The 14,852-nt window shown below is 68.5% G+C and carries 12 protein-coding genes; 5 read left to right on the forward strand and 7 right to left on the reverse strand.

Going from position 1 to position 14,852, the window contains the following annotated elements; translation table 11 throughout:
* The first annotated feature begins 105 nt into the window (after nucleotides 1-105).
* A complete protein-coding gene (locus ACFVVI_RS18620; RefSeq protein ID WP_378989264.1) occupies nucleotides 106-1,461 on the forward strand; it encodes a TerD family protein in 1,356 nt (451 codons plus the stop codon).
* Between the two features lie 20 nt (nucleotides 1,462-1,481).
* Entirely contained in the window at nucleotides 1,482-3,035 is a 1,554-nt protein-coding gene (locus ACFVVI_RS18625) for a TerD family protein (RefSeq protein ID WP_387446097.1), read from the forward strand.
* A 23-nt stretch (nucleotides 3,036-3,058) separates the two neighbouring features.
* Here the strand turns inward: ACFVVI_RS18625 and ACFVVI_RS18630 are convergent, their stop codons facing one another.
* From ACFVVI_RS18630 to ACFVVI_RS18640, 3 genes are all read right to left on the reverse strand, one after another.
* Nucleotides 3,059-4,798 (reverse strand): glycosyltransferase family 87 protein, encoded by a 1,740-nt coding sequence (locus tag ACFVVI_RS18630; RefSeq protein ID WP_378989262.1) that lies wholly within the window; start codon nucleotides 4,796-4,798, stop codon nucleotides 3,059-3,061.
* A 21-nt stretch (nucleotides 4,799-4,819) separates the two neighbouring features.
* Nucleotides 4,820-7,000 (reverse strand): transglycosylase domain-containing protein, encoded by a 2,181-nt coding sequence (locus ACFVVI_RS18635; protein ID WP_378989539.1) that lies wholly within the window; start codon nucleotides 6,998-7,000, stop codon nucleotides 4,820-4,822.
* A 942-nt stretch (nucleotides 7,001-7,942) separates the two neighbouring features.
* A complete protein-coding gene (locus tag ACFVVI_RS18640; RefSeq protein ID WP_170112103.1) occupies nucleotides 7,943-8,359 on the reverse strand; it encodes a DUF5318 domain-containing protein in 417 nt (138 codons plus the stop codon).
* A 123-nt stretch (nucleotides 8,360-8,482) separates the two neighbouring features.
* Between ACFVVI_RS18640 and ACFVVI_RS18645 the strand changes: the two genes are divergently transcribed.
* The 3 genes from ACFVVI_RS18645 to ACFVVI_RS18655 all read left to right on the forward strand — a co-directional run bounded on the left by ACFVVI_RS18645 (nucleotide 8,483) and on the right by ACFVVI_RS18655 (nucleotide 10,466).
* Entirely contained in the window at nucleotides 8,483-8,650 is a 168-nt protein-coding gene (locus ACFVVI_RS18645) for a hypothetical protein (protein ID WP_378989261.1), read from the forward strand.
* 156 nt (nucleotides 8,651-8,806) lie between these two features.
* Nucleotides 8,807-9,364: a PadR family transcriptional regulator gene (locus tag ACFVVI_RS18650; RefSeq protein ID WP_056823890.1), complete on the forward strand. Its 558-nt coding sequence runs from the start codon at nucleotides 8,807-8,809 to the stop codon at nucleotides 9,362-9,364.
* Nucleotides 9,357-10,466 carry an inositol-3-phosphate synthase gene (locus ACFVVI_RS18655; RefSeq protein ID WP_378989260.1) on the forward strand — a complete coding sequence of 370 codons (1,110 nt, stop codon included), beginning with the start codon at nucleotides 9,357-9,359 and terminating at the stop codon, nucleotides 10,464-10,466. The genes ACFVVI_RS18650 and ACFVVI_RS18655 overlap by 8 nt, the downstream gene beginning before the upstream one ends.
* Nucleotides 10,467-10,525: 59 nt before the next feature.
* Here the strand turns inward: ACFVVI_RS18655 and ACFVVI_RS18660 are convergent, their stop codons facing one another.
* The 4 genes from ACFVVI_RS18660 to ACFVVI_RS18675 form a co-directional block, all read right to left on the reverse strand.
* Nucleotides 10,526-10,957, reverse strand: a complete 432-nt coding sequence (locus ACFVVI_RS18660; protein WP_378989259.1) for a GyrI-like domain-containing protein — start codon at nucleotides 10,955-10,957, stop codon at nucleotides 10,526-10,528.
* On the reverse strand, nucleotides 10,957-11,412 hold the full coding sequence (locus tag ACFVVI_RS18665; RefSeq protein ID WP_358066940.1) for a GyrI-like domain-containing protein: 456 nt from the start codon (nucleotides 11,410-11,412) through the stop codon (nucleotides 10,957-10,959). Before ACFVVI_RS18665 ends, ACFVVI_RS18660 begins: the two co-directional genes overlap by 1 nt.
* A gap of 177 nt (nucleotides 11,413-11,589) precedes the next feature.
* The gene (locus tag ACFVVI_RS18670) at nucleotides 11,590-13,863 is read right to left on the reverse strand and encodes a transglycosylase domain-containing protein (protein WP_378989258.1); all 2,274 of its coding nucleotides are present in this window, start codon (nucleotides 13,861-13,863) and stop codon (nucleotides 11,590-11,592) included.
* Between the two features lie 97 nt (nucleotides 13,864-13,960).
* Nucleotides 13,961-14,848: a carbohydrate ABC transporter permease gene (locus ACFVVI_RS18675; protein WP_378989257.1), complete on the reverse strand. Its 888-nt coding sequence runs from the start codon at nucleotides 14,846-14,848 to the stop codon at nucleotides 13,961-13,963.
* Between the last annotated feature and the right edge of the window lie 4 nt (nucleotides 14,849-14,852).

Here is a 14,852-nt window from a genome sequence, read left to right on the forward strand (position 1 = left end):
GAAAGTACGCCCGGGCCACAGAGCACGGACGCGTGCGGCCGGTTTCTCGTAGAGTGGCAAGCACTGCCGTGGAACACCCACCAAACGACAAGCGAAGGGTCTAACTTGTCTGCAACACTCGCCAAGGGCCAGAACGGCCCGTTGGCCGTCAGTGACGTGGTGATCTCGCTCCAGGTCACCGCACCGGCCGACCTGTCCGCGCTGCTCGTGACCGAGCAGGGCAAGGTCCGCACCGACGCTGATTTCGTCTTCTACAACCAGCCGAGTGGGCCGGGTGTCGATCTGCGGCCCGGGCCGACGGGTCAGCCTGCCTCACTTGCTGTTTCGCTGTCCGCGGTGCCCGCCGACATCGATCAGATCCGCGCGGTGATCACCCTCGACGACGCGACCAGCAATTTCGGCCGCTTCGCGCCGCCCACCGCGCTGGTCTCCGATGCTTCGGGAAACCAGCTGTTCAGCTACCAGATCGACGGCCTGAACGCCGAGTCGATCGTGATCGCGCTCGAGCTGTACCGCCGACAGGGCAGCTGGAAGGTGCGCGCGGTCGGCCAGGGTTACGCCGGTGGTTTCGCCGCGCTGGTCACCGATCACGGTGTGCAGGTGGATGATTCACCCGCCCAGGCCGCCCCGCAGCAGGCCGCGCCCCCGCCGCCTCCGCCGCAGCAGGCCCCGCCCGCCTACCCGCCGCAGTCCGCGCCCAGCTACCCGCAGCAGGCCGCGCCCGCCTACGCGCCGCCCGGCGGTGGCTACCCGCCGCCTCCCGGCCCGGCCCAGCAGCCGCCCGGTGGCGGCTACCCGCCGCCGCCCGGACAGGGTTACCCGCCGCCCGCGCAGGGTGCGCCGCAGCAGCCCGCAGGCGAGATCAGTTTGAGCAAGGATCGCCCGGTCAGCTTGCAGAAGGGGCAGCGGGTCACGCTGCGCAAGGAGGGCGGCGCCGCGCTGACCTTCGTGAAGATGGGCCTCGGCTGGGACCCGGTGCGCACGCGCGGGATGTTCGGCAACCGCACCGTCGACATCGACCTCGACGCCTCGGTCTGCCTGTTCGCCGACCAGAACCTCGTCGACGTGGCCTACTACGGCCAGCTGTCGTCGAAGGACGGGTCGGTGCGCCACCAGGGTGACAACCTCACCGGTGAGGGCGACGGCGACGACGAGATGATCCTCGTCGACCTCACCCGGATCCCGGCGCACATCACCACGCTGCTGTTCATCGTCACCTCGTACAAGGGTCACTCCTTCGAACAGGTGCAGAACGCCTTCAGCCGCCTGATCGACGGCGCCACCAACGGCGAGCTGGCCCGCTACACCCTCGCGGGCGGAATGCCGTTCACCGCGATGGCGATGGCGAAGGTGTACCGCGTCGGCGGCGACTGGAAGATGCAGGCGCTCGGCGAGGGCTTCAATGCCAAGCACCCCGGTGAAGCGGTGCCGCAGCTGGGCCGATTCCTCGGCGGTAATTGAACCAAGACAGGGCAGACACCGTGATTCACCTGAAGGCAGGGCAGAACACTGCGCTGACCGCTGATTCCGTGCGCTTCACCGCGCAGACCACCGGCGCCGTCGAACTCGGGGCGCTGGTGGTCGGCGAGGATCTGCGGGTTCGCGACGTGCACGATCACGTGTGCGCGTCGCGGCCCTCAGCCTCCGGCGTGAGCTTCGCGGGGGCGGCGGTGGAGCTGACGCTGTCGCAGATCAGGTCCGACGCGCATGCTGTGCTGCTGTTCGTCACGGGCGGGCACGCGCTCGGTACGGTGACGGCGTCGCTGCACGAAAACGGTAGTCCCGCCGCGGAATTCGTCATCTCGCCGACCGCTGGTGAGAGTGCGCTGATCTGCCTCGAGGTGTATCGGCGCGGTGGTGGCTGGAAGTTGCGGGCGCTCGGTCAGGGGTACGCCGGCGGCTCGGCTCAGCTGCTCACCGCGCACGGTGTGACGGCGCCCGAGCCCGCCCCCGCGCAGGCCTGGCAGGCGGCACCGCTCGCACCGCCGAGCGCTCCCACGGAGACGGTCGCGAGACCTGTTCCCGCATCGGGCATTCCGCTCGAAGTCGAGCACGGTCTGCAACGCATGTGGATGATCTTCGAAGACGCCGCTCGCTCCGCCGCCGCCCTGGTCTCGGCTCGCGACTACGCGACCAAACGCCTGGATCAGGAACTCTCCGAAGCGGTGTCGAATCCGGCGACCCGCAACACCCCCGCCGCCGACGCGGCCCGCGCGCAAGCGCAACGTCGCCACGACGACCTGGTTGCCCTCGCCGACGCAGACCATCGCCGCGACAGTGACCAACTCGGCCTCGAGATCGCCGAAGCCGACGCCGCCATGCCCGCCGCGCTGGCCTCCTGGCTCGCGCCCGCGTGGACCACCCGCGCCGCCCGCAGCGACGGCATCCGGCTCGGCGAGCTGTACGCGCTCGACCGCGGTGGTCTGCGGGTGCCGTATTGCGTTCCGGTGCCGCTGAACCGGCCGCTGTGGGTCGACACGGAATCCACCGCCGCGGCCGCGCGCGTGATCGGCGCCCTGGTGGCCCGGCTCGTCGCCGCGATCCCCGACAAGCCGACCAAGGTCGATCTGATCGACCTCACCGGCGGCCTGCGCACCTTGGCCGTCCCGCTCGCCCCGCTGTTGGCGGGCCCGGTGATCGCCGATCACGGCGACATCTCCGCCCGCCTCGCCGAGCTCGCCCACGCGGCCGAGCTGGCCGACATCGCCTACACCAGCGGACAAGCCGTACCCCCCACCGAACACCGCATCCTCGTCGCCGCCGACTTCCCCCACGGCTACCAGGGCAGCGACGTGGTGCGCCTGGGCCAACTGATGGTCCGCGGCGACCTGATCGGCTTGTCCCTGGTCATCGTCGGCAGCGGCGGCGGCGAATTCGGCGACGGCCCGGTAGATCTCCTCGCCCAGTCGTGCAGGCACCTCCCCACGCTGCCCGGCACCCCCCTGTTCGACCCCTGGACCGGCAACGCCTGGGAGCTAGACCTCGACATGCTCCCCGCCGAACCCGAACTCCAGGCCCGCTACCTGCGGATGTAGACCCGCACCTCCGCCCGCTCGGATCAGTTCAGCACCGATATCGGTCGGGCGCTGATCGTGGCCTGTTTCGGGCGCAGGAATTCCGGGAGCCAGGGGAGTAGCGGGTCGAGGGCTCGGTCGAGGACCCCGCCCGCTGGGTCGTCGACGAAGTCGCGGCGGACCACGTCGTTCTGGGGGCGAAGGATCTCGTAGACGATCAGCGCGCACAGGCCGAGGACTGCCAGGTCGCGCAGGACGACGGTGCCGGTGAACCACTGTTCGGGCAGGCCCTTGTTGTCCTCGCCGAGGTAGTAGTACATGCGCGGCACCCAGACGAGTGCATCGATGGTCATCCAGGCCAGCAGGATTCGTCGATGCGGCAGCGCGAGGACCGCCAACGGCACCAGCCACAGCGAGTACTGCGGGCTCCACACCTTGTTCGTCAGCAGGAAGGCCGCGACGACGAGGAAGCACAGCTGAGTCAGCCGGGGACGCCGTGGCGCGGTGAGTGCCAGGTAGGCGATGCCCGCGCAGGCGGCGACGAAGGCCAGCAGCGAGACCGTGTTCAGGACGGTCGGGGGTACACCGTGTCCGATCGGCCCGTCGAAGCCGGTCCAGCCGGTGAACGAGGTGATCACGTTGTAGATCGAATCGGGGTCGGCGTGGCGAGTGGTGTTGAGCCGGAAGAACTCTCGCCAACCCTGCGGGTACAGCGCCGCGATCGGCAGATTCACGGCCGCCCAGGTGCCCACCGCGGCGATGACCGTGAGGGTTGCCGTGCCCAGTGGCCGCAATGCGAAAAGATGTGTCCGCGCGGGCGTTTCACGCAGCCAGGTGCGGGCGGAATCGAGACTGTCGACATCGCGCAACCGCAGCCCGGCCCGCGCGGCGGGCTGACGCTGCATCGGATCCACTCGCAGACACAGCACCACGATCGGCCCGAGTAGCAGCAGCGGATACAACTTCGCCGCCCCGCCCAGTCCGAGCAGGATGCCCGCGAGCACCGGCTTACGACGCGCCCACGCCAACAGCCCGGTAGCCGCGAAAGCCGTTGCCAGCGCATCGAAATTCGTGAACATGTGCACGATCACCAACGGCGACACCGCGATCAGCGCGGCATCCCACACCCGTCGCCCGGCTAATCGCGACGACGCCCAGACCGTGATCAGCCAGCCGACCGAAAGGCCGAGTGCGACCACGTTGAAATACACCACCACCGACATCGCGCCGGGCAACGGCAGGTGATCCCAGACGTTGCCGATCTGCATCGCCGCGTACTGGTACAGGCCCGACAGCACCGGATACTCCATGTATCTGGTCTCGGTGCCGCCGTCGGGCGTCGATTCGGTCCAGGACTTCTTGTACGGGAACGCGCCCTCGTTGAGCCGTTCGGCACCGTAGAGCGGAACGGTGTCGGAGTAGCACATGGCCACGTACTGGCGGCCGTTGTTCCAGTCCAGCATCAGACCGCCGTCGCCATCGCTGGTCTGCTGGATGCAGCCGGCCTTCGCCGACCAGCCCAGCGCCAGGAAGATCACCGTGAAGGCGAACATCACCCGCAGCGGCGTCCAGAACCGCACCCGCCCGATCAGCGCGTGATCGCCGACCGGGCCGCCGACCACGGTGGACAGCTGTGCGGTCAGCGAGTCGTTGCGGCTCGGCCGGTCGCGGGCATCGATCGAGCGGAGGTCGGGCGCCAGCCGGGCGGGCGCCACGTACCCCGCCTCGCGGCCCGGCCGGGTACCACTCGACGCCGGCTGGTCCGCGAGTTGCTGATCGGTCACGACATCCGAGGCTACCGGTGGTTACCGGGATCGGGTCGGCGTGGTTCCCGCGCCGCTGCTCTCGTTGTCGTTGCCGTTGGCGCCATTACCCGGTCTGTTCGACCCGCCGTTGCCGTTTCCGGGGGTCGCGGGCGCGCCGTCCGGCCCCGCCGTCGGCTGGCCGGGCAGCGGGCCCGCACCGGTCTCGGGCGTGGACTGCGACTGCGGCACCGCGGGCTGCTGCTGCACCCCGGGCACCGGAATCCGGATGCCGGGCAGGATCTCGACCTGCGAGGGCACGATCACCGGCGGCACGATCGCGGGCGCGGTGGTCGACGGCGCGGTGTAGGGCGCCGACCATTCCGGCACACCGGCCTGGCCCTTGATCGGGGCGGGCTTGGGGAACGACTCGTTCGACGTGCCCGACAGCGCGCCGTCCATCGTCGCCTTCCAGATGTCGGAAGGCAGACCGGAACCGTAGATGCTGCCGCCGCCGTAGTTCTTGAGCGCGTCGCCCTGCTCGGTACCGACCCACACCGCGGTCGACAGCGACGGGGTGTAGCCGACCATCCAGGCGTCCCGGTTGTTGCCGGTGTCGCCGAGCTGGTGGGTGCCGGTCTTGGCGGCGGATTCGCGGCCGCCGGCCAGGTTGTGGTTGCGCGAGTAGGCCGCGATCGGCTTCATCGCCGCGGTGACGTTGTCGGCCACGGCCGCGCTGATCCGCTGCTCACCGGCGGGCTCGCCACGATCGAGCAGCACCTCACCCTTGGCGGTGACGACCTTCTGCACGAAATGCGGTGCGTGGTAGACGCCCGAGGCCGCGAAGGTGGCGTACGCCGAGGCCATGTCGAGCGGGCGCGACTGGTACTGGCCGAGCACGATGCCGTTGTTGGGGCCGACGCCGCCGGGCTCGGTCAGCGTGGCGCCGACGCCGGGCAGTTCCGTCGCGATACCGAGCTTGTGGCCCATATCGGCGATCTTCTGCGGACCGTTCTGCATGTCCAGCTGCATGCGGTAGAAGCTGGTGTTCAGCGAACGCTTGAGCGCCTCGGCGATGGTGCACATGCCACAGCCCTCACCCTCGACGTTGCCGATCTTGATGCCGTTGACGGTGATCGGCGAGCTGTCGTAGAGCTGCGAAAGCGGGACGCCCTGTTCGAGATTCGCGGCCAGACCGATCGCCTTGAACGAGGAGCCCGTCGGCAGACCGGCATTGGCGAAGTCGTAGCCCTGCCCGTCGCTGCCGCCGTAGTAGGCGCGCACCGCACCGGTGCGCGGGTCGACGGAGACCACCGCGGTGCGCAGGTTCTCCGGCTCACCGTCGAGCTTGCCCTGTGCGGCCTTGATCGCGGCGTCCTGCGCCTTCTGATCGATCGTGGTGGTGATCTGCAAGCCCTCGGTGTTCAGCTGCTGCTCGCTGATGCCCGCGGTCGAGAGCTCCTGGAGCACCTGGTTCTTCACCAGACCGTTCGGGCCCTCGTCGTTGTTCTTGTCGCCGAGCGAAGCCAGCGACACCACCTGTGGGTACTGCATCCCCTGACGTTCCGTCGCGGGCAGGTTGTTCTCCGCGACCATGCCGTCGAGCACGTAACTCCAGCGGGTCTTGGCGCCCTCGGGGTTCTTCTCCGGATCCAGCATCGAGGGCAGCTGGATGGTCGCGGCCAGCACAGCGCCCTCGGCCACGGTCAGCTCCTGCACCGGCTTGCCGAAGTAGGCCTTGGACGCGGCGTCGATGCCGTACGCGCCACGACCGAAGTAGATGGTGTTCAGGTAGGCGGCGAGGATGTCTTCCTTGCTCCACTGCCGCGCCATCTTGGCCGAGATCACCAGCTCGTGCATCTTGCGCGTCATCGACCGCTCGTCACCGACCAGCGCGTTCTTCACGTACTGCTGGGTGATCGTGGAACCACCACCGGCGCTTTCCTTGCCGAGGACGTTGTCGCGGGCGGCGCGGGCGAAGCCCGAGACCGAGAAGCCGGGGTTGGTGTAGAAGTCGCGGTCCTCGGCGGCGATCACGGCATTGCGCACGTGCGGCGGGATCTGATCGATCGAGACCTCGGTGCGGTTGCCCTGCGGCGGGACCACCTTGCTGATCTCGGTGGAGCCGTCGCTGGCGAAGATCGTCGCCACCTGGTTGGTCTCGAGATCGCCCGGCTTGGGCACCGACACCGCCGTGTAGGCGACCAGGAACACCGCGCTCGGCACGACGATGGCCAGGGCCATCAGGACATAGAGTGTCCGGCGCACGATCCGCCACGGCGATTTCTTCACCGCACCATCACTACCGGAGCCGTCGTCGCCCCCGCCCCCGTCGCGGCGGTTGCGCGGACCGGTCGGCGGCGGGGTGCCGCCCACGCCGGCGGCGCGACGTTCACCGGTGGTGGGACCACCCGGCGTGGTGGCGCGACGTTCACCGGTGGTGGGCCCACCGGGGCGCCGGCCAGCGCCGGCCCGGGTGGCCGCGGCGGCACCGCCCGCGCGAGCCGTCCTGGCTACGTCGTCGTTCGCGCCGCGCACGGTCCGCCCCGGCTGATTCGCCCGCACGGTCGACTCGTCGGGGCTGCCGGGACGCGGCAACTTCTGTGTGGCGCCCGCCGCGGGCGGCGCGGCCCGGCCCGGCTGCGGGGGCCTACCCTGCGGCGGCCTGCCCTGACCGGGCACACCCTGCGGAGGCGGTCCGCCCTGCGGACCACCGGGACGCTGGGGCGGCTGACCCGGCCGACGCGGCGGCATCCCACCGGGCGGCGGCCCCTGCTGACGATTCGGCGGCGGTCCCTGCGGACCGCGTCCACCAGGCACCGGGCCGCCACCCTGCGGGCGCCCGCCCTGCGCGGGAGCACCGGGCGCACCCTGCGGGCGCGGACCGGTGGGCGGCATCGGCCGACGCGGCGGGGGACCACCGGGCCGATCACCCGACTGCGGGGGGAGACCTGATTGCGCACCCCGAGCCGGACGGCCGCCGCGCGGATCATCGCCGTGGGGGGAGGACTCGTAGGGCGAACTCACTGACCAGATCTCCATAACTTGTAAGGTTCGGGCACACGACATCCGCGCCGGAGTACCGGCGCGGAGAGGGTGCACCCCGAACAGTGGCGCATCACGCGGTGGCCACCATCACTTGTTCGGGCCGCCCGTCACTGCGCAGCCGCGTCGCTCCACACGCCATCATTCGGCAGCAGAGCGCCGGGCTCGCGAACTCGTCCGTCGCCGGGCGGGGGCGGGCGCCGTGCCGAGCACGTACGACTGCACCAGGTGATTCCAGCTGCACGAGCGACAGACCTCGACGACATGCACCGAGAATTCTTCGTTCGACTCGGCCATCCGAATCAGTTCCTCGGGCGTCCGCGCCGACCCGGCCGCTTGGCCGAGCCCATCGCCGAACACCCACGAAACCAACGTCAGCTGCTCTTTCCGGCAGATCGGGCAGGTCGCCTCACTACCCCGGCCGTGAAACTTCGCGGCCCGGAGCAGATACGGATTCGCGTCGCACACCTCGGCGACGCCGACCCGCCCCGCGTAGACATCGGCCAGCAGCGACCGGCGCCGGAGCGCATAGTCCACCACCTGCCGCTGAATTCGCACGATCACCAGAGTAGCGGGGTTCGGATACGCGTGCCCACGGCATCGTTTGATCCGATCTCCCGGACTGAACTCCCGATACCGGGGTTCATCCGGGTGTCTTCGCAGGTGAGGTGACCCACGGCCATGGCTGAATCCGGGCGGCGACGGGCAGCCGTCGATTCGGTGCTGCGCGCACGTGACATCAATCGCGCACAGGCGTCGACCGTGCTTGACGCGGCCTACGCCGAGGGGCCACTCGGCGCCGTCTCGAACTCGCCTTCGATGGCGATCCGCGCGCGATCCGCCCGCTGACCCCCTGATTCCTGTCTCCGCGCTGACCTGCGTCGATGACGCATGCGTCACATTCGACTGTGCGTAGATGTATCGCTCCGATATAGTTGTAAGTCGCATCCACGGTTAGGTCTGTTCGGCCTTTCAGGTCGACATAGTCAGGGAGTGAGGTCGGCAGTGCTCGAATTGGCGATTCTCGGCCTGCTCCTCGACGCGCCCATGCACGGTTACGAGCTGCGCAAGCGGTTGACGGGCCTGCTCGGAGCGTTCCGGGCCTTCTCCTACGGTTCGCTCTACCCGACGCTGCGCAGAATGCAGGCCGACGGGTTGATCGCCGAGGAGCTTCCGGACGGCGCGCTCGCGCGCCGTGCGCGCCGCGTCTACCGGCTCACGCCGGTCGGCCGGGAACGGTTCTCCGAACTCCTTGCCGACACCGGTCCGCAGAACTACACCGATGACGGCTTCGGCGTTCACCTTGCCTTCTTCAGCCGCACTCCCGCCGAGGCGAGAATGCGGATTCTGGAGGGCAGACGTCGTCAGGTCGAGGAGCGCCGAGAGGGTCTGCGGGAAGCGATCAAGAAGGCCAGCGGGTCACTGGATCGCTACACCAAGCAGCTCCACCAGCTCGGATTGGAATCAAGCGAGCGCGAAGTGCGCTGGCTCAACGAGTTGATTGCGGCGGAGCAATCGACGAAGGCGGCACCACAGAAAGAGGGAAAGAGCGGCCATGAGTGATGTCAACAAGGTTGGATCCGGCGAAGTTCGCGTCGCGATCGTCGGTGTGGGCAACTGCGCATCGTCGCTGGTGCAGGGCGTGCAGTACTACAAGGATGCCGACGAGAACCAGGTCGTTCCCGGCCTCATGCACGTCAAGTTCGGTAGCTACCACGTCCGTGACGTGAAGTTCGTGGCCGCGTTCGATGTCGACGCCAAGAAGGTCGGCTTCGACCTGGCCGAGGCCATCTTCGCCAGCGAGAACAACACCATCAAGATCTCCGACGTGCCGCCGACCGACGTGACGGTCCTGCGTGGCCCGACCCTCGACGGCATCGGCAAGTACTACGCGCAGACCATCGAGCAGTCCGAGGCGCCCGCGGTCGACGTGGTCAAGGCGCTCAAAGACGCTGAGGTCGACGTGCTGGTCTCGTACCTGCCCGTCGGTTCCGAAGAGGCCGACAAGTTCTACGCGCAGTGCGCGATCGACGCGAACGTCGCCTTCGTCAACGCGCTGCCGGTCTTCATCGCCTCCGACCCGGTCTGGGCGCAGAAGTTCGTCGACGCCGGTGTCCCGATCGTCGGCGACGACATCAAGTCGCAGGTCGGCGCGACCATCACCCACCGCGTGATGGCCAAGCTGTTCGAAGACCGCGGCGTGGTGCTCGATCGCACCTACCAGCTCAATGTCGGCGGCAACATGGACTTCAAGAACATGCTCGAGCGTGAGCGTCTGGAGTCGAAGAAGGTCTCCAAGACCCAGGCCGTCACCTCGAACCTCACCGGGGCGCTCGCGGGCAAGGTCCACGACCGCAACGTCCACATCGGTCCCTCGGACTACGTGGAGTGGCTCGACGACCGCAAGTGGGCCTACGTGCGCCTCGAGGGTCGTGCGTTCGGCGATGCTCCGCTGAACCTGGAGTACAAGCTCGAGGTGTGGGACTCGCCGAACTCGGCGGGCATTATCATCGACGCTGTCCGCGCGGCGAAGATCGCCAAGGACCGCGGCATCGGCGGACCCGTCATCCCGGCCTCGGCCTACCTGATGAAGTCCCCGCCGGTGCAGATCGCCGACGATGTGGCGCGCACTCAGCTCGAGGCGTTCATCATCGGTGCCGATTAGTCACTGAACGAAAAGAGCCGGTGCGCACGAACTCTCGTGCACACCGGCTCTTGTCGTCTTCAGTCCAGGGAGACGTACACCTCGACCGAGGTCGGACCGGTGTAGCGCTCCAGCTCGGCCGTGTGCGAGCGGGTGATGGTGCCGGCGTTCTCGGCCTTGATCACCTGCGCCCACGCGGTGCGCAGCAGATCGTAGGGCTTGTCCGCGACCACGAACTTGGCGTAGCGACCCGCGGGAATGCGGGTGAGCACGTCGCCTTCGTCGATGTCGTCCAAGCCGCCGACCTCGTAGCCGAGCACGGCCACCGCATGATCGTTCTGACCGATATAGGCGGCCGCGCGAGGCACCGTCTTCTCCCGCGACAGGTACCGATCCCAGGTGAAGTTCACCAGGTCGAGATCGCGCGCGGTCACTTCACGCCCGGCCAACGGCACGGTGAGACCCGCGATCAAACCGTCGGCGAGGGTGACGATTTCGAAATCCACGGCCATCAGCTGTCCTTCTCCTCGGTCAGCGACACGAAGATCTCGACCGTGCGTTCGTCGGGATACTGCTCGCAATCGCCGGTATAGGCACGCACGAATTCACCTGCGGCCTCCGCGTCCCACACCTGGCGCCAGAGCCCGACGATGGTGTCGCCGAGGTTGTCGCCGCTGGCCACGAATCGCGCGTAGCGGCCGGCCGGAATCCGGCCGAGCACGTCGCCTACCTCCAGGTCGGCGAGAGTCTTGCACTCGTAGCCGACGATGTGGGTGAGGTAGGAATTGATCTCCGGCGCGAAATCGACATACCCCGTCGCGACCGGTCCCGGTAACGTTCTCGCCCGCAGGTTCGCCCACGCCTCGACCACTTTGGCGCGGCGCGGCCCCTCGACGGCGAGCGCCGGACTGCGAAGCACCGTGCCCGCGATCAGCGTCTCGGGACGGTCAACGACATTGAAATCCACCTGCGTAGCCCCTATGTCTAGTGTCGTCGCATGTCGGTACCGACCGCACATCCTCCCGTATCGGTCCGACAGGTTCCGCGCCGGGATCATTCGACCCCTGGTCGGGCGGTTCGCGCTCTGGGCAACGATGTTGCCATGTCCTCAGGGTAGTCGGGTCCGGCTGCGCCAACTCGTGATCTATCGCGGCCCTTCGCCGCCGAGTCCGGGGAACAGCTCACCGGGGACGACGGGCGTCGGTGCGGGCGGGATGATGATCAGCGGCGGCGGCGCGGGGCGCGGTGAGTTCGTCGGCGGACCGAAGATGTCGAAGCCGCCGCCCGGTGTCGGCGCCGGTCCGGTGCCCGGCGATGGCACCAGCGGCGGGCTCGGCACCGGCTGCACTTCGAACTGTTCGACCGGCGTTCCGGCCAGCGCGGCGTCCATCGACTGCTTCCAGATGTCGGCGGGCAGCCCTGAACCCCAGACGGCCCCACCGCGACCGGTGCGCAGCGGCTGGGGGTGCTCGGTGCCCACCCACACCGCGGTGGACAGGGAGGGCGTGTACCCCACCATCCACGCGTCCTTGTTGTCCTTGGTCTCGCCGAGCTGGGTGGTTCCGGTCTTGCTCGCCGACTGTCTGCCGTCGGCGAGGCCGTGGCCGTTGGAGTAGTTGGCGATCGGCAGCATCGCGGCGGTGGTGGCATCGGCGATCGCCGGGGTGATCCGCTGTTCGGGCTCCGAATGTCGCTTGCCTGTCGCGGTTTCCCAGCTGCGGTCGAGCAGCACCCGCCCGTCCCCGGTGCTCACCTTCTGCACGAAGTACGGCTGGTGATAGACCCCCGAGGCAGCCAGCGTCGCGTACGCCGACGCCATGTCGATGGGTCGCACCAGGTACTGGCCGAGCACGATCCCGTTGAGCGGGTAACCGTCCGGCTCCGACAGGCTCATGCCCTCGACGCCGGGAATGTACTCGGGGATGCCGGCCAGGTGCGCGGCCTCGGCGATCGAGCGCGGGCCGTCGGCCATCGTCATGGTGAGCCGGTAGAAGCTGGTGTTCAGCGAGCGTTTGAGCGCCTCGGCGAGCGAGCAGCGTCCGCACGAGTCACCCTCGACGTTGGTGATCTCGGTACCGCGGTCGGTGATGGGCGAGCTGTCCATCGCCCGCGTCACCGGGATGCCTTGCCGCTGGGCGGCGACGAGCGCGAAAACCTTGAACGCGGAACCGGTTTGGAGCGGCGCCTGCGCGAAATCGAACCCGGTCCCGTCCTCTCCGCCGTAGTAGGCCCGCACGGCCCCGCTGCGCGGATCGATCGACACCACGGCCGAGCGCAGCTCCGGTGGTTGCCACGACAGCCGCTCACGCACCGAATCGACCGCGCCTGCCTGGGCCGCGGCGTCGATGGTGGTGGTGATCTGCAGTGCGCCCGTGTTGATGTCGGCGTCGTCGAGGCCCGCGGCCCGCAGTTCGCGCAGCACCTGGGTGCGGATATGGCCTTCCGGTCCGAGCGCGGCCGACTCCGCGGGCACGTCGTCGAGCGGGATGATCGGCGGGAACACCGTCGCGTCCCGGTCCCCGGGCGCGAGCGCTTTCATCTCGACCATCCCGTCGAGCACATACTGCCAGCGCGCCCGCAGCTGATCGAGATGGTTCTCCGGGTCCAGCACCGAGGGCGAGCGGATCACCGCCGCCAAGACGGCCCCCTCCGCGAGCGTCAGGTCCGGCACCGGCTTGTCGAAATAGGCCTTCGCCGCGGACGCGATCCCGTACGCCCCGCGCCCGAAGTAGATGGTGTTGAGGTAGGCGGACAGGATCTCGTCCTTGCTCCACTGCCGCGCCATCTTGGCCGCGATGATCAACTCCCGCATCTTGCGGGTGACGGTGCGCTCGGAGCTCAGGAAGGCGTTCTTCACGTACTGCTGGGTGATCGTCGAGCCGCCGCCCGCGTTGTCCTGACCCGTCACATTGTCGCGAGCGGCGCGCAGGAAGCCGCTCGTCGAGTAACCGGCGTTCGTATAGAAGGTGCGGTCTTCGGCCGCCAGCACGGCGTCCCGCACCGGGAACGGCACATCGGTGAGCGGGATGGGAATCCGATTGCCCTGTGGCGGAATGAATTTGGTCAGCACGGTGGTGCCGTCGGCGGCGAGGACGGTCGCGGGCTGTTCGACCGCGACCTCGGCCGGTTCGGGGATCTCCGAACTCCAGTACACCGCGACGAACAGCAGCGCGGGCACACACACGAAGATCACGAAGAGCGCGAGCAGCAACCGCCGGATGCGCTGACCCCTGGTGCGTGGCTTGCGTTCCGGGGGCGGGTCGCCGGACCCGTCGGTGGCGGCCAGTCGGGCGGCCTGTGCCCGTCGCGCCGCGCCCTTGGCCGGCTTCTGCTCTTTCGCCAGCGGATCGCGGAACCCGGCAATCGAGGTATACGGAACGTCCCCATCGGAACGCCCGCGCCCGCGCTGGGAGGCCACACCATCTCCTTTCGGAGCGAGCAGAAGAACTCACCTGCACCGACGTCGATATCGGTGCAGGCGACTCTACCCGGCGTGGGCGGCAGAACCCGGCAGGTCAGCTCTTGACGCCGCCCGCGGTGAGACCGGAGATGATGCGACGCTGGAAAATCAGCACCATGATCACCAGCGGCACGGTGACGATCACGCCCGCCGCCATGATGGCCGCATACGGCTGCACCAGCGGGTCGTTGCCCGAGAAGCTCGCGATGGCGACCGTCACCGGCTTGGTGTCGTCGCCCGAGAGCAACCGGGCCAGCAGGTACTCGTTGATCGAGGCGATGAACGCCAGGATCGCGGTGGTGAACACCGCGGGGGCGGCCAGCGGCAGCATGATCAACCGGAAGGCCTGGAACTTGCTCGCGCCGTCGATGCGCGCGGCCTCTTCGAGCTCCCACGGCAGTTCGGCGAAGAACGAGGCCAGGATGTAGACCGTCATCGGCAGCACGAAGGAGATGTTCGGGATGATCATCGCCTGGTACTGGCCGATCCAGCCGATATCGGTGAACAGCTGGAACAGCGGCGTCACCAGCACGACGGCCGGGAACATCGACGCCGACAGGATCAGTCCCGAGACCAGGTACTTGCCCGCGAAGGCCATCCGGGCCAGCGCGTAGGCCGCGAGCACGCCGAGGATCAGCGCCACGGCGGTGGTCGCCGATCCGATGATCACACTGTTGAGCAGTGCCTTGCCGAAGTTGTTGCCGCGGCTGGTGTCGAAGGCGTTGCGGAAGTTCTCCAGCGTCACGTGGGTGGGCCACGGGGTGCTGTCGAAGGTGTGGGCCGGGTCGCGGAACGCCACCACGGCCATCCAGTAGAACGGGCCGAGGCCCCACACCAGCACGATGGCGACACCGAGATAGAGCCGCACCGTGCCGATCCGCTTGCGCCACGACACCGGCTGCACCGGCAGCGTCTTCGATTCCGCGACAGGTTCTTTCGTCATCGAC

The sequence above is a fragment of the Nocardia sp. NPDC058114 genome, from assembly GCF_042884695.1.
In the GTDB taxonomy this organism is placed as follows: Bacteria; Actinomycetota; Actinomycetes; order Mycobacteriales; family Mycobacteriaceae; genus Nocardia.